The organism is Bradyrhizobium centrosematis (assembly GCF_045571495.1).
Classification (GTDB): domain Bacteria; phylum Pseudomonadota; class Alphaproteobacteria; order Rhizobiales; family Xanthobacteraceae; genus Bradyrhizobium; species Bradyrhizobium centrosematis.
The window spans coordinates 3,444,732-3,466,005 of the sequence record NZ_CP120703.1 but is presented as its reverse complement, the minus strand read 5'-3'; the positions used below and the strand labels follow the sequence as shown (position 1 = coordinate 3,466,005).

Annotated in this window: 19 protein-coding genes and 1 pseudogene; 6 read left to right on the top strand and 14 right to left on the bottom strand. The window is 65.1% G+C overall.

Features of this window, described 5'->3' with window-relative positions:
- The first annotated feature begins 114 nt into the window (after nucleotides 1-114).
- Both P6U31_RS16775 and P6U31_RS16770 read left to right on the top strand, forming a co-directional pair.
- Entirely contained in the window at nucleotides 115-1,272 is a 1,158-nt protein-coding gene (locus P6U31_RS16775) for an MFS transporter (RefSeq protein ID WP_407189479.1), read from the top strand.
- Between the two features lie 47 nt (nucleotides 1,273-1,319).
- The gene (locus tag P6U31_RS16770) at nucleotides 1,320-1,508 is read left to right on the top strand and encodes a hypothetical protein (RefSeq protein ID WP_407189478.1); all 189 of its coding nucleotides are present in this window, start codon (nucleotides 1,320-1,322) and stop codon (nucleotides 1,506-1,508) included.
- Here P6U31_RS16770 and P6U31_RS16765 read toward each other — a convergent pair.
- From P6U31_RS16765 to dmeF, 3 genes and pseudogenes are all read right to left on the bottom strand, one after another.
- Nucleotides 1,505-2,384 (bottom strand): annotated as a pseudogene (locus P6U31_RS16765) (DMT family transporter). The gene P6U31_RS16770 and the pseudogene P6U31_RS16765 overlap by 4 nt on opposite strands.
- A gap of 84 nt (nucleotides 2,385-2,468) precedes the next feature.
- Nucleotides 2,469-3,296, bottom strand: coding sequence for an N-acyl homoserine lactonase family protein (locus P6U31_RS16760; protein WP_407189477.1), 828 nt, complete (start codon nucleotides 3,294-3,296; stop codon nucleotides 2,469-2,471).
- 79 nt (nucleotides 3,297-3,375) lie between these two features.
- Nucleotides 3,376-4,350, bottom strand: a complete 975-nt coding sequence (dmeF, locus tag P6U31_RS16755) for a CDF family Co(II)/Ni(II) efflux transporter DmeF (protein ID WP_407189476.1) — start codon at nucleotides 4,348-4,350, stop codon at nucleotides 3,376-3,378.
- A gap of 196 nt (nucleotides 4,351-4,546) precedes the next feature.
- Between dmeF and P6U31_RS16750 the strand changes: the two genes are divergently transcribed.
- The 4 genes from P6U31_RS16750 (at nucleotide 4,547) to P6U31_RS16735 (ending at nucleotide 8,836) form a co-directional block, all read left to right on the top strand.
- Nucleotides 4,547-5,365 (top strand): chromate resistance protein ChrB domain-containing protein, encoded by an 819-nt coding sequence (locus tag P6U31_RS16750; RefSeq protein ID WP_407189475.1) that lies wholly within the window; start codon nucleotides 4,547-4,549, stop codon nucleotides 5,363-5,365.
- Nucleotides 5,365-6,750, top strand: a complete 1,386-nt coding sequence (chrA, locus tag P6U31_RS16745; protein ID WP_407189474.1) for a chromate efflux transporter — start codon at nucleotides 5,365-5,367, stop codon at nucleotides 6,748-6,750. The genes P6U31_RS16750 and chrA overlap by 1 nt, the downstream gene beginning before the upstream one ends.
- A gap of 213 nt (nucleotides 6,751-6,963) precedes the next feature.
- Nucleotides 6,964-7,326: a bleomycin resistance protein gene (locus tag P6U31_RS16740; RefSeq protein WP_407189473.1), complete on the top strand. Its 363-nt coding sequence runs from the start codon at nucleotides 6,964-6,966 to the stop codon at nucleotides 7,324-7,326.
- Nucleotides 7,327-7,603: 277 nt separating this feature from the next.
- Nucleotides 7,604-8,836, top strand: coding sequence for an NAD(P)-binding domain-containing protein (locus P6U31_RS16735; RefSeq protein ID WP_407189472.1), 1,233 nt, complete (start codon nucleotides 7,604-7,606; stop codon nucleotides 8,834-8,836).
- 405 nt (nucleotides 8,837-9,241) lie between these two features.
- Here the strand turns inward: P6U31_RS16735 and P6U31_RS16730 are convergent, their stop codons facing one another.
- From P6U31_RS16730 to P6U31_RS16680, 11 genes are all read right to left on the bottom strand, one after another.
- On the bottom strand, nucleotides 9,242-10,786 hold the full coding sequence (locus tag P6U31_RS16730) for a GMC family oxidoreductase (RefSeq protein WP_407189471.1): 1,545 nt from the start codon (nucleotides 10,784-10,786) through the stop codon (nucleotides 9,242-9,244).
- Nucleotides 10,787-10,971: 185 nt separating this feature from the next.
- The gene (gene parC, locus P6U31_RS16725; RefSeq protein WP_407189470.1) at nucleotides 10,972-13,230 is read right to left on the bottom strand and encodes a DNA topoisomerase IV subunit A; all 2,259 of its coding nucleotides are present in this window, start codon (nucleotides 13,228-13,230) and stop codon (nucleotides 10,972-10,974) included.
- A gap of 60 nt (nucleotides 13,231-13,290) precedes the next feature.
- On the bottom strand, nucleotides 13,291-13,578 hold the full coding sequence (locus tag P6U31_RS16720; protein WP_407189469.1) for a hypothetical protein: 288 nt from the start codon (nucleotides 13,576-13,578) through the stop codon (nucleotides 13,291-13,293).
- Nucleotides 13,579-13,677: 99 nt separating this feature from the next.
- On the bottom strand, nucleotides 13,678-14,430 hold the full coding sequence (gene recO, locus P6U31_RS16715) for a DNA repair protein RecO (protein WP_407189468.1): 753 nt from the start codon (nucleotides 14,428-14,430) through the stop codon (nucleotides 13,678-13,680).
- 140 nt (nucleotides 14,431-14,570) lie between these two features.
- A complete protein-coding gene (locus P6U31_RS16710) occupies nucleotides 14,571-14,951 on the bottom strand; it encodes a hypothetical protein (protein WP_407189467.1) in 381 nt (126 codons plus the stop codon).
- Nucleotides 14,952-14,972: 21 nt separating this feature from the next.
- Nucleotides 14,973-15,899, bottom strand: coding sequence for a GTPase Era (gene era / locus P6U31_RS16705; protein WP_128926112.1), 927 nt, complete (start codon nucleotides 15,897-15,899; stop codon nucleotides 14,973-14,975).
- Complete coding sequence (gene rnc / locus P6U31_RS16700) at nucleotides 15,889-16,710, bottom strand: ribonuclease III (RefSeq protein ID WP_407189466.1); 822 nt, start codon at nucleotides 16,708-16,710, stop codon at nucleotides 15,889-15,891. The genes era and rnc overlap by 11 nt, the downstream gene beginning before the upstream one ends.
- Nucleotides 16,707-17,471, bottom strand: a complete 765-nt coding sequence (gene lepB / locus P6U31_RS16695) for a signal peptidase I (RefSeq protein WP_407189465.1) — start codon at nucleotides 17,469-17,471, stop codon at nucleotides 16,707-16,709. The genes rnc and lepB overlap by 4 nt, the downstream gene beginning before the upstream one ends.
- Before the next feature lie 249 nt (nucleotides 17,472-17,720).
- Nucleotides 17,721-18,140 carry a holo-ACP synthase gene (gene acpS / locus P6U31_RS16690; RefSeq protein ID WP_100177557.1) on the bottom strand — a complete coding sequence of 140 codons (420 nt, stop codon included), beginning with the start codon at nucleotides 18,138-18,140 and terminating at the stop codon, nucleotides 17,721-17,723.
- Nucleotides 18,137-18,889, bottom strand: coding sequence for a pyridoxine 5'-phosphate synthase (locus P6U31_RS16685; RefSeq protein WP_407189464.1), 753 nt, complete (start codon nucleotides 18,887-18,889; stop codon nucleotides 18,137-18,139). The genes acpS and P6U31_RS16685 overlap by 4 nt, the downstream gene beginning before the upstream one ends.
- Nucleotides 18,890-18,934: 45 nt before the next feature.
- Nucleotides 18,935-21,220, bottom strand: coding sequence for a RelA/SpoT family protein (locus tag P6U31_RS16680; RefSeq protein ID WP_407189463.1), 2,286 nt, complete (start codon nucleotides 21,218-21,220; stop codon nucleotides 18,935-18,937).
- Nucleotides 21,221-21,274: the final 54 nt, after the last annotated feature.

The window sequence follows — 21,274 nt, the reverse complement described above, 5'->3', positions numbered from 1 at the left end:
CCCGACCAAGGCTCCCGCCCGCAGCAGATCGAATATGCCGCAGGCGCGGTTGACGCACTCTCGCCGCAGGGGGCAAATGCAACCGATGACACAGACCACCAGAAATGCGGGGAAATGAGCCAGCGCCAGCTTCCGATCATCCTGGCGCTCGGCACCACGCAGACGCTGGCCTGGGCCTCGAGCTATTATCTGCCGGCGCTGCTCGCCGATCCCATGGCACGCGACCTCGGCGTCTCCTCCAACTGGATCTTTGGCGCATTCTCGGCGTCGCTGGTGATCTCGGCGATGCTCGGCCCGCGCATCGGGCGGCAGATCGATCTCGTCGGCGGCAGGCAGGTTCTGTCGGCCTCGAACCTGACCATCGCCGCCGGCCTCGTGCTGCTCGGGCTCTCGCAGTCCGTCGTGGTGATGGCGATCGCCTGGCTCGTGCTCGGCATCGGCATGGCGATGGGACTCTACGATGCCGCCTTCGCCGCGCTGGGGCGCATCTACGGCACCGAAGCCCGCAGACCCATCACCGGGATCACGTTGATGGCGGGCTTTGCCTCCACAGTCGGCTGGCCGCTCACCGCCTGGGGTCTTGCCCATATCGGCTGGCGCGACACCTGCTTTGCCTGGGCGGCCGCCAATCTCCTGATCGGCCTGCCCCTTAACGTTTTCATGCTGCCGGCGATCAAGGGCGCCAAGCAGGCGGCGGCCACCGCCGAGAAGCCGCATCTGCCGCTCGACCGCACCATGCTCCTGCTGGCCTTCATTTTCGCGGCGGTCTGGACCGTCACCGGCGCCATGGCCGCGCATTTCCCGCGCATCCTGGAGACGACAGGCGCAACGCCCGCCGAGGCCATCGCGGCCGGCGCCTTGATCGGCCCGGCGCAGGTCGGTGCACGCATGTTGGAGGCCGGCTTTCTCAGCCGCTTCCATCCGCTGTGGTCGACGCGGCTCGCCAGCCTCACCCACCCGATCGGCGCGGTGATCGTGGCGATCTTCGGCGGTGCCGCGGCCAGCGCATTCGCGTTGTTCCACGGCTCGGGCAACGGCATCTTGACGATCGCACGCGGCACCCTGCCGCTGTCGATCTTCGGCCCGAAGGATTTCGGCTACCGTCTCGGCATCATCGGCGCCCCCGCGCGCATGGCGCAGGCAGTGGCGCCGCTGGCCTTCGGCCTGCTCATCGACCTCATGGGCGCCAAGGTGCTGATCGTCTCCTCCGCGCTCAGCCTGTCGGCGCTGGCGGCGTTGTTCCTGATCCGCCCCGCGCCGCGGCCGGATTGACCAGCCCCAAGATTGACCAGACCAAGCCTTTCGCGCACAAGCAGGCCATGAGCGAAGAGACCCCGCCCCGCACCTTCAAAGGCCTGCTGCGTTGGGCAACCACGCCGCCGCAGGCCTGGGGCGTCTACCTGCTCGCCGTCCTGCTGGTCTGGCTGCTGTCGTTCTATGCGGGCACGCTGAAGCCGAAGAAGGCGCCGGAACCGAGCCCACCGGCGGCGAGCGCACCGCGAACCTAAGCCGTCTTGGCCTCGCTGGTCGCGATCCAGATGCCCGCGAACACCGCAACCAGCCCGGCCAGAAGATTTGGCGTGATCGGCTCATGGATCAGCAGCGCCGCCAGCAGCGCGGCGGCGATCGGATTGACCGTCATCGTATTGGCGACCCGCGTCGGCGTCGCCCGAGCCAGCGCCATGACCCAGAGGATGAAGGCGAGCGCGCCGCCACCGACCCCGAGATAGATGCCGGCAATCCACTGCCCCGTCGTAAATTGCTCCAGCGACGCAAAGCTGCCTTTCAGCAGTCCCCCGACCACCAGCACGACGGCACCCGCGCCCATACCGACCGTGAGAAAGCCGAGCGCGCTGGAGCGCACCATCAGGGGCCGCGACAGCACGTTGTCAGAAGGCCATGCAGAACACCGCGCCGGTCATGATCAGCTCGCCGCGCCAGGCTCCCGGCGGGCTTTGCGCGAGTCCCGTGGCCAGCGCCGCCGCCACGCCGAGCACCGCGATGCCGACACCCATCATCTTGCGTGTGGTGAGACGCTCGACGCCGAGCAGTGCGCCGACCACCATGGTGTGCAGCGGCAGTGTTGCCAGAGCGAGGCTGGCCCGTGCCGCGGTCGTGTAGGACACCGCGATGTTGTAGAGAATGAAGAAAAGGCTGAAGAAGCAGATGCCGAGCCCAGCCACGGCCGGCCAGTCCGGCCGCTGCGGCCAGCGCACACCGAGCATCAGGGCGCATGGCAGCAGGCAGAAAAATCCGATGCCCCAGCGCAGGATCGCCAGCAGGATGGGATCGGCGCCGCCGACCAGATAGCGGGTGATCGCCGCAGCAGTCCCGCCGATGCTGCTCGACGCCAGCGCGATCGCGACCCCTGACCATTCGCCCACAATCGCCTCCCCGTTCCGGAGCCTATCGCGGGCCCTAGCACGGGTCTGCTGCCAGCATAATGGGAACAGCTTCGGCAAGAAGCGTCAGTCGTAAAACTCCGGCGCCAGCTTCTGGCCGTCGCGCTGCGCCTTGTCGTGATTGATCCAGAGCTGCGCCTTTTCCTTGGCGAGGATATCGGCGATCTTCTGCATCGAGGCCGTGCTCTGGTCCTTGTCGACGTTCATGCTGGGCACGCGGCGGTTGTCCCAATTATCCCTGAAGTGCACGGCATCGCCCGACAGCACCACGGCGCCGGTCTTCGGCAATTTCACCAGAAGCGACTGGTGCCCGGGCGTGTGGCCGGGCGTCGACAGGAGGGTCACGCTGCCGTCGCCGAAGACATCCTTGTCGCCGCTGAGCAGCTCGACTGGATGGGAGGGCTTGAAGCGCGGCGCGTTGTTGGCGCCGGGCCAGTCATACTCGGCTTTCTGCACGTAGAGCACCGACTGGGGGAACAGCTCGACATTGCCGATATGGTCGGGATGGGTGTGCGAGACGGCCATCGCCTTGATGTCGTCGGGCTTGACGCCGAGCTGCTCGAGCTGCGCTTGTAACGTCTTCGGCCGGCGCCAGGTGACGGCCTTGGGATCGGCGGGTACGAGACCGTTCGGCATCGCGGCGACGGAATCGGCGATGCCGGTGTCCCACAGGAACCAGCCCCTGGCGTGCCTGACGAGATAGCAGGTGTCGACGAAATCCATGGCCTTGCCTTCGTTCAGGCCCGGCGTCCAGCGCGAGATGTCACCGGCGGTCCCCTCCCCGCAATTGAGCACGTAGAGCTTCTCGACCCCGGCCTTGTCCGATTGCGCGTGCGCCGCGGGGCCGCACAGAGCGAGTGCTGCGATGGCGAATGCGAGCGTGATCCTGGGCATTTGTTATCCTCCCCGACAGCCATGCAGGCCGTGACCGAGGATCAACCCCGGCCCGTTCACAGAATTCCCGCAAGGCCTTTCAATGCGGGCAGGTCTCGACCTCGACCGTGACGTGGCTGAGGCCCTTCAATCCGGCGAGCCGCCGCTTGTAGACGGCCGGCTGCTTCGGCTTGTCCGAGACCACCGAGAGCAGCACGGCACAATGGCCGGGGCCGACCTGCCACAGATGCAGATCGGTGACGCGGTCCTCGCCGACCTCCATGCGCGAGCGGATCACCCGCTCCAGCTTCTCGTCGGCGCGCACGTCGAGCAGCACCGCACCGGACGATTTGACGAGGCCGAACGCCCAGCTCGCGATGACGACGCTGCCGATCAGGCCGACCGCGGGATCGGCCCAGACCCATCCCGAATACATGGCGACGGCGAGCGCAGCGATCGCCAGCACCGAGGTCGCGGCATCGGTCATGACATGGACATAGGCCGCGCGAAGATTGTTGTCGTGATGATGGTGATGATGGCCATGGTGGTGGTCCTGGTCATGATCGTCATGCTCATCGTGCGCATGGCCGTGCTCATGCCCATGATGGTGATGATCGTGGCTGTCGCGCAGCAGCCACGCGCTGGCGAGATTGACGCAGAGGCCGAGCGCGGCCACCGCCATCGCCTCGCCATAGACGATCGGCACCGGCGTGATCAGCCGCAGCACGCTCTCATAGGCGATCTCGACCGCGATCAATCCCAGGATGATCGCGCTGGCGAAGGCGGCGAGATCGCCGAACTTGCCGGTGCCGAAGGTGAAATGCGCATTGCCCAGATGCCGGCGCGCGAAGCGGTAGGCGAACGCCGCGATGCCGAGCGCGGCCGCATGGGTGCCCATGTGCCAGCCGTCGGCGAGCAGCGCCATCGAACCGAACAGCGAGCCGGCCACGATCTCGCCGACCATCATGACCAGCGTCAGCACCACCACGAACCAGGTGCGCCGCTCGTTCTCGTCGTGCTTCTCGCCCAGGAAAGCGTGGTCGTGGGTCCATTGTTCGATGGAATGGGAATGCATCGAATTCTCCAGCAGATTCAGGTCTGTCGGGCTGCAGTATAGACGGCGGGCATCACTTTTCTAAGGTCCAATCGTTCCGCGGATTGACAGTGCTTCTTAGTTTCGCTGTAATCTACGCCATGGGGATTTGAGCGATCTCCCCACGAGGCGACAAGCCCAAGCATCGCGTCCCGTTCGGTTCTTGCGAGGACGCATCATGTCTACCTTCACGACCATATCATCTGACAAATTGGCCCGGCTGATCGGCACGGCGAACGCCCCTGTCTTGATCGACGTGCGCACCGAGGAGGATTTTGCCGCCGACCGGCGGCTGATTCCCGGCTCGATCAAGCTCAGCCACGACAATGTGGCGGACTGGGGCGGCGACTTCGCCGGTCGCCGGGCCATTGTCTCGTGCCTGCGCGGAGAGAAGCTCGCACAGGGCACGGCGGCCTGGCTTCGCCAGCTAGGTGTGTCCGCCGAGACGCTCGAAGGCGGCTTCGAGGGCTGGAAGGCGGCCAAGCTGCCGCTGGTCGACACCCGCAAGCTGCCGCCACGCGATGCCAAGGGGCGCACCGTCTGGGTGACGCGGGCCCGGCCCAAGGTCGACCGCATCGCCTGCCCCTGGCTGATCCGCCGCTTCGTCGATCCCAACGCGGTGTTCCTGTACGTGGCGCCGTCCGAGGTCGTCGCCGTCGGCGAACGCTTTGGCGCCGCCCCCTTCGACATCGAGAACGTGTTCTGGAGCCACCGCGGCGACCTCTGTACCTTCGATGTGATGATCGAGGAGTTCGGCATCGCCACACCGCCCCTGCTGCGGCTGGCCACGCTGGTGCGCGGCGCCGACACCGCGCGCCCCGACCTCGCTCCGGAGGCGCCCGGCCTGCTCGCGGCCTCGCTCGGGCTGTCGCGCATGTATGACGACGACCTCGAACAGCTCGAGGCCGGCATGGTGCTATATGATGCCTTCTACCGCTGGTGCCGCGACGCGACAGCCGAGACCCACAACTGGCCGACCAACAAGGTGAAGGCGTAATGGATATACGTGCCAACCAAGCAGGAGCTGATGCCGGTCACGGCATCAGCTTCGGCGAAGCCTTCCGCGTCTGGCTCCGCGTCGCCGCCTTGAGTTTCGGCGGGCCCGCCGGCCAGATCGCGGTGATGCACCGCATCCTGGTCGATGAGAAGAAATGGATCTCCGAAGGCCGTTTCCTACATGCGCTGAACTATTGCATGCTGCTGCCGGGACCGGAGGCGCAGCAGCTCGCGACCTATGTCGGCTGGCTGATGCATCGCACCGCCGGCGGGCTGATGGCGGGCGGGCTGTTCATCCTGCCCGGCATCATCGCCATCATGGGCCTCAGCTATATCTACGCCGCCTATGGCAACGTCAGCCTCATTGAGGCGCTGTTCTTCGGCCTCAAGGCCGCGGTGCTCGCCATCGTGGTCGAGGCCGTGGTCCGCGTCGGCAAGCGCGCGCTGAAGAACCGCATCATGATCGCGCTCGCAGCCGCGGCCTTCGTCGCCATCTTCTTCTTCGCGGTGCCGTTCCCGATCATCATCATCGCCGCCGGCATCATCGGCTATGCCGGCGCGCGCAGCGGCCGGCCGGAATTCGCACCGGGCGGTCACGGCCATGGCGGCAGCGACGCCGCGATCGACAGCATGCTCGGCGAAACGGCGCCAGAACACGTGCGGCCGAACACGGCGCGCACCATCCGCGTCGGCGCGTTGTGGCTGGCTCTTTGGCTCGTTCCCGTGATCGTCCTGCTGCTCGCTCTCGGGCAAGGCAACGTCTTCAGCCAGATCGCGCTGTTCTTCTCGAAAATGTCGCTCGTCACCTTCGGCGGCGCCTATGCGGTGCTGGCCTATGTCGCCCAACAGGCGGTCGAGCATTATCACTGGCTGAAGCCGCACGAGATGCTCGACGGCCTCGGCATGGCCGAGACCACGCCGGGCCCGCTGATCATGGTGCTGCAGTTCGTGGGTTTCATGGCGGCCTATCGCGATCCGGGCGGGCTGTCGCCGATGCTGGCGGCCACGCTCGGCGGACTGCTCGCAACCTGGGTGACCTTCACGCCCTGCTTCCTCTGGATCTTCGTCGGCGCGCCCTATATCGAGCGCCTGCGCGGCAACACAGGGCTCGCCGGCGCGCTCAGTGCAATCACCGCCGCCGTCGTCGGCGTCATCCTGAATCTGTCGATCTGGTTCGCGCTCCATACGCTGTTCCGCGAGACCGTGCCGGTGCGCGTGTTTCCACTGAACTTCGATATGCCGGTGCTGAGAAGCGTCGATGTGCCGGCGCTGCTGCTGGCGATCGCGGCGGCAACCGCGATCTTCCGCTTCAAGCTCGGCATGCTGACGGTGCTCGCGGGCAGCTGCGCGGCGGGCGTGGCGCTGAGGTTGGCGGGGGTGATCTAAGGTGGCCATGTCGTCGCGTTCGGCTTGCTGTCGGCAGGCGGACGTCGAAGCCGACAGGGCTGCGTGGCAGCTTGGGCCAACAGGCGACGTAGCGGCCGCAATCCCGGCCGTTGCTACTACTGATGTAACTTGGACAAGGGAACTCTCGACGACGGGAGAGATGGTCGAGGTCATCAACTTGCGACCGGCCGCGGATCCAGTAATGTGCTCTTAATGGACCACGCAACTCCAAATCTTCCCTCGCGGAATTTCGCCATAACTGCGAACTTCTATGGCGCACTCGGCTTCACGGTGGGCTGGCGGGATGAGGGATGGATGATCCTCAAGCGCAACGGAGTTGTTCTTGAGTTTTTCCCGGATCCCAATATTGACCCAGCGAGTACCGGCTTTAGCTGCTGCCTTCGATTGGATGACTTAGACGCATTTTATACGACCTGTCTTGCGGTTGGCGTCCCTCAGACCAATTTGGGTGCACCCCGCCTGCATCCACCAACGGCTGCGGACAGTGGTCTACGGATCGCAGCGCTGATTGATCCCGACGGCACCTTGCTCCGCCTTATCCAAAACCCGAAGTGACTTTCCTTCTCGTCCGGGCAATCGGTTCTGCTAACTGTGGCTGATGCCGCAGGCGTAAAGAGCTCAACACTTCGGAAACAGTACTGCAACGGGTCTCAAGCGGTCGTCGAGCCTGCGCCAGCCCAGCGTCCGGTTATCCGCAACAGCGGACGTGGCAATGGGCCCCTCGGTCTTCGGCTAGGGGCCAACAGCGGTCATCGTAGCGGCTTGACTGCGAAAAGAATGTGGCGGCTATTAACAGCGGCGGTCTCCTCGTTTTCATCGATGGAAACAGTCGATGCCGATCGAACGTGTGAAGACACTTGTCGTGGGCGGTGGCCAAGCCGGGCTGGCGATGAGCCACATGCTGACGAAACTCGACTGCCCTCATCTCGTGCTTGAGCGCAGCCGGATCGCCGAGCGCTGGCGAACGGAACGGTGGGACGGCCTGCGTTTTCAATTTCCGAACTGGTCCGTGCAACTGCCGGACTTTCCGTTCGCTCACACAGATCCCGACGGTTTCGCAACCAGTAGCGAGATTGTTGAGTTCATCTCGGCGTATGCTGACTTTATCGCAGCCCCAATTCGCTGCGGAGTGTCCGTTGATGCGCTCCATAGAAATCAAAGGGGGACCGGCTTCGTTGCCGAGACGTCGGACGGCCCGATTGAAGCTGATAATGTTGTTGTGGCCACCGGCCCCTATCAGCGACCTCTTATCCCATCTTTGTTGCAGGAAGAGGCTGACGTTTTTCAGCTGCATGCGAGCCAATACAGAAGCCCCGACCAACTTCCGTCGGGCGCGGTGCTGGTGGTTGGCTCCGGCGCTTCAGGTGCACAGATTACCGAAGAGCTTTTTCGAGCTGGTCGCCGTGTCTATCTCTCAGTTGGCCGGCACACCCGTGTGCCGCGCCGATACCGTGGGCGCGATCTGATCTGTTGGTTGGGTGAGATGGGTATCGATCGAAACCCAGCGGAAGACGGCGGCCAGGATCGAGCAAAGCCGTTAATTACCGGCGCGTTTGGAGGTGACACTATAGATTTCCGCCGTTTTGCGGCGGAGGGCGTCGCACTTTTGGGGCGCGTGCAGGCGGCCCATCAAGGTATTGTGGAACTTGCACCCGATTTAGCCAAACGGCTTGCATACGGTGACGCTTCATATTCCCTTTTTCTGGACAAGGTGGATGCTCATGTCGAACGCCACGCGATCGACGCGCCACTGGACCGTTCGGCCCGCGCGGTCTGGCCTGACCCGCCGTGCGTGATCGAGCCCCTGCGACAACTCGATCTGCGCGCCGCCCGTATCAGCACTGTCGTCTGGGCCACGGGATACAATTACGACTTCGATTGGCTGAATGTTCCCGCACTGAATGCACACGGGCAGCCCGTTCACCGCCGGGGAGTGACGAACGTGCCCGGATTGTATTTTCTCGGCCTGCGGTGGCTTTCCAATTTTAGGTCGTCGTTGTTGTCGGGAATTGGTGAAGACGCTGCGCGGCTTTCATACCATATTGCCGGGGTGCGAACAGGCTGAGGCGGGGACTGGTGATCACGGCACTTCTGCAGGGAAGGCCGGGCGACCGGCAACACCTGTGGTCCACCCCGTGTGCATCTTCTATCACGCACGGATCTCGGGTGCCAGCCGGCGCCCGGCCTTCCCTGCGCCCTTGTTTTTTGGGCGCGGCATATGAAGCAAAACCCGGGCGAGACGCGCCGCGGGAAGGTGAACCTGCGCCTGCTGTTTGATATGTGATTGAAGAGCGATGGCCCGCCCCTTGCTGCGTCATTGCGAGGAGCCCGCGACAAAATTGCGCGGCAAGTTTGCGCTGATGCGACGAAGCAATCCACACTGCCTCCGCGGATGGAATCTGGATTGCTTCGTTCCACTCGCAATGACGTGGAGAGAGCCGCGAGTGCCACGACTACCGTCGTTGTCAGGCTACCGCGTCATCATCCGCGCAATCGCCTCGCCGATCACCACCGTGGTGAAATGCGTATTGGCGCGGCAGTCGGACGGCATGATCGAGGCGTCGGCGACGCGCAGGCCGGAAATGCCCTTCACGGTGCCATCAGGGTTGACCACGCCATTGGCGTCACCAGCGCCGCTCATGCGACAGCTGCCGGCGGCGTGCTGGATGTCGCCGGTCTCACGGCGCAGCACGGCATCGAGCTCGTGGTCCGGCAGGGCGGCCGCCTCCGGCAACGTCAGATCGGTGTCCGCGAGCAGGATCCAGTCGGCAATGCCCGAAAGCGCCGGCTGCGACGTGATCACGGCGAGCCGTTTCACAGCGTCCATCATGCGCAGCATGTCGCGGGGGTCGGCGAGCATGTTCTCCTCAACGATGGGATCGATCGCGGGATCGGTCGAGGCCAATTTGAGCGTTCCACGAGAAAACGCGTTGAACAGCCCGGCCCCGATCGCCCCGGCATTGCCGATGCCGCGGTGATTGAAGGCGATCAGGATCATGTCGCGCTTGCCGCCGTCGGCGAGGCCCGAGGAATAGGTCACGCAGCAATTGGTGTGGCGAGTATCCGGATCGGTGGGGCGCAGCTCCTCGCGGAGCTGGATCGTGGCGCGAAACAGCGGGTGGTCGAAGTAGTGGCGGCCGACCGGCAGATCGCGCGCGACAGCAATCCCCATCGCTTGCAGCTCCTCCGCAGGACCAATGCCCGAGCGCAGCAGGATCGCCGGACTGTGGATCGCGCCGGCGCACAGCACGATCTGCCGCGCGCTGATCTCGTGGGTGCCCTGCCCTTCGATGTGAACGCGAACGCCGGTTGCCCTTCCGCCGCTGATCAGGACACGATCGACCAGCGCGTGGCCGCGGATCTCCAGATTGGCGCGGCCGCGCGCCGCCTCGAGATAGCCTTCATTGGTGCTGATGCGGCGGCTGTCGCGGCTGTTGATCGGATAGCAGGCGACACCCTCGCCATCGGGGCCGTTGAGATCGGCACACCAGGGATAGCCGCTCGCGAGCGCCGCATCGCGCAAGCCCCGATCGATCGGCCCCCATTTTCCGGGCGGCGCCCGATAGACCGGCAGCGGCCCGCCGCGGCCGTGGCCCTCGACATCGCCGAGCTCGAGATCGTCCTCGATCACGGAGAACAGCGGCATCACCTCCCTGGCCGACCAGCCGGTGCAGCCATTGGCGGCCCATTCGTCGAATGCGTCCGCGACACCGCGGATCGCGATCTGGCCGTTCATCATCGACGAGCCGCCAAGCCCCTTGCCGCGCCAGTAGAAGCGCGGCTCCTGCCCGGCCACCCGGCGCGACAACAGATCAGGCCACTGCCATTTCTCCTGGTACTCGCGCCTGTGGATGATCGGGATCGGGTTCGGCGTCCTCACTTCCCAGGGCGCCTCATCGGCACGCCAGTCGCGGCCGGCTTCGAGCAGCAGCACACGCCGCGCGGTGTCCTCGGACAGCCGTGCCGCAACCGCGGCGCCGGCGGAGCCGCCGCCGACAACAATGACATCGTACATCGCGCTATATCTCAACGCTCCAGACCACCGGCATGGCCGACGGTATCAGAGCGCGCACACTTCCGGTATGCGAATTGGAGAGCGATGCTGTCACATCCCGGCATCGATATCGCTGCGCCACGGCGTCGTGCCGGCACTGCGCAGCAACGCGAAAAGCGTTGCAGCGCTTCCGGGACAAGAGTGCGTTACCCGATCACCTTGCCGAACTTGTTCGACTTCGGGAAACCCTTCGGCGGCAGGCGGCCGGCGTCGGCACGGGTGCCTTGCCACTCCGCGAGCTCCTTCATGGTCGCGGAGAATTCGCGTCCCGCAGAGTCCCTCCAGGTCAGGCCGGCCTTGGCCTCGAACACGGTCACGTCCGAGAGGCCACCGTCCTTGTACTTCTGCAGGCGCACGCCGCGGCCACGTGCCATCTCGGGCACCTGGTCGAGCGGGAAGACCAGCATCTTGCGGTTCTCGCCGATCACCGCGACGGTGTCGCCGACGACCTCGGTGATCGCACGCGCCTCGTTCGGCATGTCGACGTTGAGGACCTGCTTGCCCTTCTTGGTGGTGCCGACGCAATCGTCCTCGTTGACGATAAAGCCCTGGCCCTCGTGGCTGGCGACCAGGAACTTGCGTCCGCCCTTGTTGACGAACAGCGCGACGGGAGCTGCCTCCTGCTCGAGGTCGATGAACAGGCGGATCGGCTCGCCATGGCCGCGGCCGCCCGGCAGCTTGGCGACGTCGAGCGTGTAGAACTTGCCGTTGGTAGCGAACAGCAGCAGCTTCGAGGTGGTCTCGGCGAAGAAGGCGAAGCCGAGCTTGTCGTCCTGCTTGAAGGCAAGCCCCGAGAGATCCTCGACATGGCCCTTCATGGTGCGGATCCAGCCCTTGTCGGAGACGACGACGGTCACCGGCTCGCGCTCGACGAAAGCTTCCTCGATCGCGGCGAGATCGTGCTCGGGGGCATCGGCAAAGGTGGTGCGACGCTTGCCGAGCGGCGTTTTCGGCCCGAACATGTCGCGGACCTTGCCGACCTGCTCGCCGACCTTCTTCCACTGCTCGGTCTCGGAGGCGAGCACCGCATTGATGCCCTTGAGTTCGGCGCGGAGGTTCTTGTCCTCGGTGCGGATCTCCATTTCCTCGAGCTTGCGCAAGGAGCGCAGGCGCATGTTGAGGATGGCTTCCGCCTGCACCTCGGTGAGCTTGAACGCCTTCATCAGCTCGGGCTTCGGCTCGTCCTCGGTGCGGATGATCCTGATCACCTTGTCGATGTTCAGATAGGCGATCAGGAAGCCGCCGAGCACTTCCAGCCGGTGCTCGATCTGCGCCTTGCGATAGTTGCTGCGGCGGATCAGGACATCGCGCAGATGGTCCAGCCATTCGCGCAAGGCCTCGGCAAGGCCGACCACCTTGGGGACGCGGCCCTTGACCAGCACGTTGAGGTTCAGCGGAATCTTGTTTTCGAGCTCGGTGAGCCGGAACAGCGATTCCATCATCAGCGCGGGATCGACGTTCTTCGACTTCGGCTCGATCACGATGCGGACGTCTTCGGCCGATTCGTCCCTGATGTCGCCGACCAGCGGCAGCTTCTTCTGGTCGAGCAGCTCGGCGACCTTCTCGATCAGGCGCGACTTTTGCACCAGGAACGGAATTTCGGTGACCACGACGACCCAGGTGCCGCGCGCGCCCTCCTCCTGCGTCCACCGCGCACGGACGCGGAACGAGCCGCGGCCGGTGGTGTAGGCCTCGGCGATCGCCTGCTTGGAATCGACGATGATGCCGCCGGTCGGGAAGTCCGGGCCCTTCACCCACTTCAACAGCGCCTTGGACTTCGCGTCGGGTTTCTCGATCAGATGCAGCGCGGCATCGCACAGCTCGGCGGCGTTGTGCGGCGGGATCGAGGTCGCCATGCCGACGGCGATGCCCTGCGCGCCGTTGGCGAGCAGGTTCGGGAAGCCGCCGGGCAGCACGACGGGCTCCTTGGACTGGCCGTCGTAGTTCGCGCGGAACTCGACACCGTCCTCGTCGATGCCCTCGAGCAGAAGCCGCGCGACATCGGTCATGCGCGCTTCGGTGTAGCGGTAGGCGGCGGGGTTATCGCCGTCGATATTGCCGAAATTGCCCTGGCCGTCGACCAGCGGATAGCGCGAGGAGAAGTCCTGCGCGAGGCGCACCATGGCGTCGTAGATGGCCTGGTCGCCGTGCGGATGGAACGAGCCCATCACGTCGCCGACGATCTTGGCGGACTTCTTGAAAGCGGTGCCGGGGTCGAGCCTGAGCAGGCGCATGCCGTAGAGGATGCGCCGGTGGACCGGCTTCAGGCCGTCGCGCGCATCGGGCAGCGCACGGTGCATGATGGTGGAGAGCGCATAGGCGAGATAGCGCTCTTCCAGCGCTTCACGCAGCGGCACCTCGTGAATTTCGGCCGGTTCTTCCGGCGGAACGATTCGTTTTCCCATGCCGCCCGGTTAAACCGTGGAAGCGAATCGGGCAAGGATCGTTTGGTTCCCTGTGGGCGGCTAGTGGCCGGCCCAGCCGGCTGTCACGGTCTGGGTCTGGGCCGGACCAGGCGGTTGGGCAGGCGCCGGCGCATTGGTCACACAACGGCGAGCCGTCTCGATCTCGGCGTCGGTCGCGCCGTGGGACCGCGCCCATGCCTCTGCGGCCGCAGCGGAATATTTGGCCACATAGTACCGCACGACGGTGCAGGATGCCCGGCGAAAAACGCCGGGTTGCGGCTCGCCAGCCATTGCATCGGGCGCGAGCGTGAGCAGCGCCGCGGACAAGGCGAATCCCCTGATCAACATTTGGCTGTCCCCCTTGTGGAACCTGCGAGCCAATTCCGCCCGGACGGATTTCGTTCCAGGGAACTCCATGTCCTCAGGCAACGCAGAGGCGCAGCTACGTCATGGCGACGGAAGGGCCGCCCTCGCCTGCTGTCGCATCAAGGCGTTGATGAAGCCGGCCCTTGCGTCGGAATGGGCCTGCCCGCGCGGCTCCAGCACATGGCGCAGCAGGAACAGGCCGGTCAGCCGAAAGCCGTCCTGGAGATCCTGCTCGGTGAGATCGGTTGCGGCTTCGCCATGCCGCAGGAATGGCGGCAGGCGCAACAGGCGGTCACGCCACGGCTCGCCTGCCCCGCGCGACACCGCGCCGCCGGATTTCGGCGAGACATAGATCAGGTCCGTGGTCTCGCCGGTCACCGCGCAATTCTCCAGCGCCAGGCCGAAGCCGAGTTCGGCGAGCATCGCCAGCTCGAAATGGATCAGGTGCACGGCGGCACCGCCGATGTCGTCGAAATCGTCGAGCGCATGTTCGAGCAGCGCGAAAATCTCCTCGTGCGGATCTCGCTCCGGCAGCAGGCGCGCAATCGAGGCGAGATGGGTGACGCCGTAGACGCCATGGGAGGAGCCCAGCAGTGTCGCCGCGCGCAGCTTCAGGCCTTCGATGGCATAGGTGCCGAGATGCTCGTCAAGCCGCGCCCGCCACACCGCGCTAACGCTGTTGCCGGGCTGCAGCAGGGGCCGCATCCGCGAACTGGCGCCACCGCGCACCAGGCCGAGATGCCGGCCATGCGCGCGCGTCAACAGCTCGACAATGGCGCTGGATTCGCCATGCCGCCGGACGCCCAGCACGATGCCTTCGTCGGTCCATTCCATGAGGGAATACTACAGGATATCAGTGAGGAGCGCAGTGCCGTTTCCGGTCATTCCGGGGCGCCTCGAAGAGGCGAACCCGGAATCTCGAGGTTCCGGGTTCGATGCTGCGCATCGCCCCGGAATGACGAGTCAAAATTGCCTCACGCGTTGAACCAACCTCGCGCGTCGCCGGTGAAGGAGAAATAGAGGCCCATCGTGGTCAGCGCGCATGAGACGATCTCGATGGCGCTGTCGAGCTCCAGGCCCTTCTCCCCGATGATCTGGCCGAGCGAGATCACCGACAGCACGAGGGCTGCCGCCAGCACAAAGCGCGGCCAGCTCTTGCGCCAATGTGCAGCCAGCCAGACGAAATAGACCAGCAGCAGGATCATGCCGCCGGCGAGCAATGTCGCCGTCATGATCATCTGCTCGGTCACCTCGGCATTCGGCGTGCGGTCCTGCACCGCAACGGACAGGGCGTCCAGCATCAACGATGCATAGAGCAGCGCTTCGAAGCGCCGGACGTTGCTGGGCACGCTCATCGGATACCGATCGTTTCTTGATTATTCCTTGGGGAAGTCGAGACCCATCTCGCGGTAGCGATCGGGATCGTCACCCCAATTCTCGCGCACCTTGACGAACAGGAACAGGTGCACCGGCACGTCCAGGATCTGCATCAGTTCTTTCCGCGAGTCCGCCCCGATCGACTTGATGGTGGCGCCGCCCTTGCCGAGCACGATCTTGCGCTGGCTTTCGCGCTCGACGAAGATCGTCTGCTCGATCCGCACCGACTTGTCCTTGCGCTCCTCCCACTTGTCGGTCTCGACCGTGGACTGGTAGGGCAGCTCCTGGTGCAGCTTCTGATAGATCTTCTCGCGCGTGATCTCGGCCGCCAGCTGCCGCATCGGCGCGTCCGACATCTGGTCCTCGGGGTAAAGGTACGGGCCGGGTGGCACCATTTCGGCAAGCGTCCTGCGGATGTCGTCGACGCCGTCGCCCGAGATCGCCGAGATCATGAAGGTCCGTGCGAACTTCATGCGCTCGTTGGCGGCCTGCGCCAGCGCCAGGAGCTTCTCGCGCTGAACCAGGTCCACCTTGTTGATGACCAGGATCTTGTCGTGATTGACGCTGGCGGCCTTGGCGAGGATCGCCTCGGCCTCCTCGTCGATTCCGGTCTTGGCATCGAGCAGCACGCAGACGAGATCGGCATCATGCGCCCCGCTCCAGGCGGTCGAGACCATGGCGCGGTCGAGCCGCCGCTTCGGCAGGAAGATGCCGGGCGTGTCGACCAGGATGATTTGCGCGTTGTTCTCGATCACGATGCCGCGGATCAGCGCGCGCGTGGTCTGCACCTTGCGCGAGACGATCGTGACCTTGGCGCCGACCAGCGCATTGACCAGCGTGGACTTGCCGACGTTCGGCGCGCCGATCAGCGCAACGAAACCGCAGCGCGTCGCGGTGGGCGTCTCGCCGCTTGCTTCAGCCGTCATTGCCGCCGCCGACGCCTTCACGTTCGATCATCACCGAAGCTGCCACCTTCTCCGCCGCGCGCTTACTGCCGCCAACGCCTTCGGCCGGCGCGAGGCCCGGCAGGTCGACGGCGACGCGGAATTGCGGATCGTGATGGGGGCCGGTGCGCTCGACCTCGCGGTAGACCGGGGTCGGCAGCCCCTTTCCTTGCGCCCATTCCTGCAGCACGGTCTTGGGATCGCGCAACGGACGCCTCGGCTTATGCATGCGCTCGGTCCAGTTGCGCTTGACGAATTCGGCCGCCGCGGCATGGCCCCCGTCGAGGTAGATGGCGCCGATCACGGCCTCGCAGATGTCGCCGAGGATCGATTTGCGCAGGCGGGCGTCGGCGCTGGAGCCGACCGAACCGAGCTTGATGTCGTCGAGCAGGCCGAGCGACTTGGCAACGTCCGCGCAGCTTTCCTTGCGCACGAGCTCGGCAAGACGCTTGGAGAGCTCGCCCTCATCGGCGTTCGGGAAGGCGTGATAGAGCATGTCGGAGACGACGAGCCCGAGCACGTGGTCGCCGAGGAATTCCAGCCGCTGGTAGCTGTCGCCGCGCTTGCGCCCCGACTTCAGCGCCGAGACATGCGTGATGGCCTGCATCAGCAGGTTCGGGTCCGTGAAGCCATGGCCGATGCGCGCCTCGAGCGCCGCATTGGCATTCGTGCCTTTGGCCTTGCTGCTCCGCGCCCGCTTCTTCTTGGCAGGCGCTTTCGCTGCAGCTTCGCTCTCGGGAGCGGCTTGCGCCTCGGTCGGTTGGATCGCGATGTCCTTGGCTTCGTCTTTCATCGGACGATTTTGAAGAACCGATTCCAGCGCACCGCCCACGGCCAGCGCCAGAACATCCAGGCGTGCTCACCTTCGGCGATGGAGAAGAAGATCATCTGGGCGCGGCCGATCAGATTTTCCTGCGGCACATAGCCGACCTGGCCGAGGAAGCGGCTATCGGTGGAGTTGTCGCGGTTGTCGCCCATCATGAAGAAATGGCCGGGCGGGACGGTATAGACGTTGGTGTTGTCCACGTAGCCGTTGTCGGCACAATCGAGCGTCTCATAGGACACGCCATTCGGCAGCGTTTCCTTCCAGCGCTTCACCCGGGAGATGCCGCCACCTTCCGAGCCGCAGGGCTCCTCGCCGACATACTCGCTCATCCGCTGCCGTTCGACCGGCGTGTCGTTGATATAGAGCAGCCCGTCCCGCATCTGGATCCGGTCGCCGGGAAGGCCGATCACCCGCTTGATGTAATCGGTGGAATCGTCCTTCGGCAGGCGAAACACGACGATGTCGCCGCGTTGCGGGTCCGAGCCCCAGATCCGCCCGGAGAACAGCGGCGGCGAGAACGGGATCGAATAGTGGCTATAGCCGTAGGAATATTTCGAGACGAACAGATAGTCGCCGACCAGCAGCGTCGCCTTCATCGAGCCGGACGGGATGTTGAAGGGCTGGAACAGGAACGTGCGGATCACCAGCGCGATCAGGAGAGCGTGGATCACAACCCGGATCGTTTCGCCGACGCCGCTCTCAGTTTTCGTTCCTGAAGTCACGCTCATTGCTCTCTCAATTCCGGCCGGCGATCACAGAGCGCCCTCCTCCCGCGAACGGCCCACCGGTTCGCGGCGCAAGGAGATTGTCCTGATTCTGATAGTGAGGGCCAATTCCGGCGTAAAGCCGAATTCGCCCAGGCTGATTTGCGTCCGCGGACTTTTAGACGGTTGTCGGAGGTCACGCAATCAAGGATCGCATCAAAACTCAGTAAGATATTGATTTATCAATGAAATCATAAAACGACCGAAGCCGTGTCAGGGTTTCGGCAGCGGGACGGCGGAAATGATGACGAAGGCCTGCGCCAGCGGCCAGTCGTCGGTGATCGACAGGTCGATCCGCGCCTCGAACCCTTCCGGCGTCAGGGCCTGGAGCCGGGCCAGCGCGCCGCCGGTCAGCTGCATGGTCGGCCGCCCGCCCGGCAGGTTGACGACCCCCATGTCGCGCCACCAGACGCCGCGCCGGATCCCGGTGCCGAGCGCCTTCGAGCAGGCCTCCTTGGCTGCGAAGCGCTTGGCGTAGGTTGCCACCACCATCTTCTCGTTCTTGGCGCGCCGCTCCGCCTTGGCCCGCTCGGCCGCGGTGAAGATGCGGTCGAGGAAACGCTCGCCGTGGCGCTCGATCACCTTGGCGACGCGGGTGATGTCGATCAGGTCGGAGCCGATGCCGATGATCATGCCCGGCTCCGGCCACGGTCCATGGCCGCGCGCATGCTCCGCACCGTCTCGGCCAGCCCGACGAACAGCGCTTCGCCGATCATGTAGTAACCGATGTTGAGCTCCATGATCTCGGGCAGCGCCGCGATCGTCTCCGCGGTCGCATAGTCGAGCCCGTGCCCGGCATGGACCTCGAGCCCGGCCGCCGTCGCCAGCTTCGCGCCGGCAACGATCCGCTTCCACTCGGCCTCGGCCTTGTCGGCATGGCCGTCGACCACCGCATCACACCAGGCGCCGGTGTGGATCTCGATGACGGGCGCCCGCAGCCGCGCCGCCGTCTCGATCTGGGCGGGATCGGCGGCGATGAACAGGGAGACCCGAATGCCGGCATCGCTCAGCCGCGCGATATAGGGCGCGAGCGCATTGTGCTGGCCGACCACATCCAGCCCGCCTTCGGTGGTGACCTCCTGCCGGCGCTCCGGCACCAGGCACACCGCATGCGGCTTGGTGGCGAGCGAGATGCGCATCATGTCGTCGGTCGCCGCCATCTCGAAATTGAGCGGCTTGGAGATCTCGGCCTTCAGCCGCGCCATGTCCTCGTCGCGGATGTGCCGGCGGTCCTCGCGCAAATGCGCGGTGATGCCGTCGGCGCCGGCCTCGATCGCCAGCAGCGCGGCGCGCACCGGATCGGGATGGCGGCCGCCGCGCGCGTTACGCACGGTTGCGACGTGATCGATATTGACGCCGAGGCGAAGCTTCGAAGCGGGCATTTCAGGACTCGCGAAATCAGAGGAACCGGCGCATGCGAGATGCACCTATCCATTAACACGTTCGACCTTGGCGACGACCGCCTTCGCACGCAGCTGGGCCAGGATCGCGCTGAGGTGCTTCAGATCGTAGACTTCGAGGTCGATCGTCGTCTCCGTGAAGTCGGGTGAGCGGCGCTGCATGCTGATGTTGTCGATATTGCCGTCGTGCTCGGCGATCACGGTTGCGATCTGCGCCAGCGCGCCGGGCTCGTTGACGTTCTCGACCTTGATGCGGGCCGGGAAGCGCTGCGGTGCGGAGTCCTCGATGTCCCAGCGGACGTCGAGCCAGCGCTCGGGCTCCTCCTCGAAATCCTTCAGCGCCGGCGCCTGGATCGGGTAGATTGTGATGCCCTCGCCCGGCGTGACGATGCCGACGATGCGGTCGCCCGGCACGGCGCCGCCATTCGGCGCGAACTTGATCGGCAGGTCGGAATTGATGCCGCGGATCGGAATGGCGACCGGGCTGCGCGGCGACTCCGACGACTTCTCCTTGAGCTTGGCGGCAAGCCCCTTCTTGACGCCGTAGCGCGCGATGCGTTCCTCCTTGTAGTCGGGATACATCGCGCGTGCGACGTGCGAGGCCTTGATCTCGCCGCGCCCGACAGCCGCCATCACGTCCTCGATCGAGGTGCGCGCAAGCCGCGGCAGCGCGCCCTTGAGCTTGTCGTCGGCATATTCGATCTTGGCGCGCTCGAACAGGCGCTCCACGATGCGCCGGCCAAGACCGGCATATTGATCGCGCACGGCGGTCCGCGTGGCGCGGCGGATCGCGGCGCGCGCCTTGCCGGTGACGGCCAGCGTTTCCCAGGCCGAGGGCGGTGCCGATTGCGCTTCCGAGGTCAGCACCTCGACCTCGTCACCGTTCTGCAGCTCCGAGGACAGCGGCGCGAACTGGCCATTGATCTTGCAGCCGACCGCGCTGTTGCCGACGTCGGTATGCACAGCATAGGCGAAGTCGATCACGTTGGCATGGCGCGGCAGCGCGATCAGCTTGCCCTTCGGGGTGAAGCAGAACACCTGGTCGTGGAACAGCTCGAGCTTGGTATGCTCGAGAAATTCCTCCGGGTTGGAGCTCTCCGAGAGGATCCCGATGGTGTGGCGCAGCCAGGCGAACGCGTTGGATTCGCGCTTGAGGAATTCGGTCGGCGAGCCCAAGCCTTCCTTGTAGAAGACGTGCGCAGCGATGCCGCGCTCGGCGATCTGATCCATCGCCTCGGTGCGGATCTGCAGCTCGACGCGCTGGTTGCCGGGGCCGATCACCGTGGTGTGGATCGAGCGGTAGTCGTTCTGCTTCGGCGTCGAAATGTAGTCCTTGAAGCGCCCCGGCACCACCGGCCAGGTGGTGTGGACGATGCCGAGCGCGCGATAGCAGGCCTCGATGTCGCTGACGACGAGGCGGAAGCCGAAGATGTCGGACAATTGCTCGAAGCCGACCGACTTGCGCTCCATCTTGGTCCAGATCGAGAACGGCTTCTTGCGGCGGCCATAGACCCGCGCCCCCAGGCCCCGGTGGCGCAGATTGTTGGACAGCTGGTCCTCGATCTCGCCGATCAGATTGCGGTTGCGTTCGGCGAGCGCGTCGAGGCGCTGCATCACCACCGAATAGGCTTCGGGATCGAGGGTGCGAAAGGACAGATCCTCCAGCTCCTCGCGCATCTCCTGCATGCCCATGCGCCCGGCGAGCGGCGCATAGATATCGAGCGTCTCCTCGGCGATGCGCCGGCGCGATTCCGTCGGGACGAAGTCGAGCGTTCGCATGTTGTGCAGGCGGTCGGCCAGCTTGACCAGGAGCACGCGGACATCGTCAGCAATGGCCAGCAACAATTTGCGCAGGTTCTCCGCCTGCTTGGCCTCCCGCGAGACCAGCTCGAGCCGCTTCAGCTTGGTCAGGCCCTCGACCAGCGCGCCGATCTCCGGCCCGAAGATCTGGTCGATCTCGGCACGCGTCGCCTCGGTGTCCTCGATCGTGTCGTGCAGCAGCGCGGCCACGATGGTGGCGTCGTCCAGCTTCAGGTCGGTGAGAATCGCCGCCACTTCGAGCGGGTGCGAGAAATACGGATCGCCCGAGGCGCGGGTCTGCGAGCCATGCGCCTTCATGGCGTAGACATAGGCGCGGTTCAGCAGGTCTTCGTTGGTGTTGGGATTGTAGGACCGGACGCGCTCGACAAGGTCATATTGACGCATCATCCGCGCGCGGGGCTTGGCCGGGCGCGCGACCGGCGCAGTCGGGGCCACGGCAACCGATTCGGTTGCGGCCTGCATCTGCGAGGGGCTGCGACGCCGATATGCCATGCCTTCCTGCCTTCAAACGGACCCGAGCCGGCCCGTTGTATACATCTTAGCTCC